The organism is Helicobacter sp. L8 (assembly GCF_003660355.1).
GTDB classification, from domain to species: domain Bacteria; phylum Campylobacterota; class Campylobacteria; order Campylobacterales; family Helicobacteraceae; genus Helicobacter; species Helicobacter labacensis.
This window is the reverse complement of record NZ_QXQR01000062.1, coordinates 1-486: the sequence shown is the minus strand read 5'-3', so window position 1 is coordinate 486 and position 486 is coordinate 1. Positions and strand designations below refer to the sequence as shown.

The 486-nt window shown below is 51.4% G+C and carries 1 pseudogene; it reads right to left on the bottom strand.

The features are described from left to right. Window positions 1–486, bottom strand: a pseudogene (locus tag EAO37_RS09050) (hypothetical protein); the annotation flags it as partial.

Below are 486 nucleotides of genomic sequence, written 5' to 3'. Positions count from 1 at the left end.
CCTCCTCCCCCACTCGCAACGGGGTCAACCCTTCGGCTTAACCCCGGCTCGCCTCCATCATCTGGGGGCATTCCCCCCTCAATCTCTCTAATAAGGGCTTTGGTGGCGTTGTCAAAGTCCTCTCTGCTAGCTAGAGCGCGCAAGTGGGTTTTAAACTCGCTGACACTATGGGACTTGTGCAACGCGCTTTTTAGATGATGCCTTAAAGCTGCTCCGCTCACCTTATCGTTTAACATCTTAGCAAAGGGGATATAGGGCAGAGTGCGCACTAGAGTGTCAAAGAGAACTTTAGTGATCTGGTATTGTGTAGCCCCCTGCACAGAAGTCGCAATAGAGCTACTCATCTTGCCCCCCGTGGTGGGTTTGAGGGCTTGGGCTAGACTAGCGTCTTGGTTGAAAAGCCTGTTGAAATCTTGGGCGATCTCTATGAAGTCCTTTGCCCCCTGTGATTGGAAAGTCCCCTGCTTAAGCTTGTCTAATCTCTTA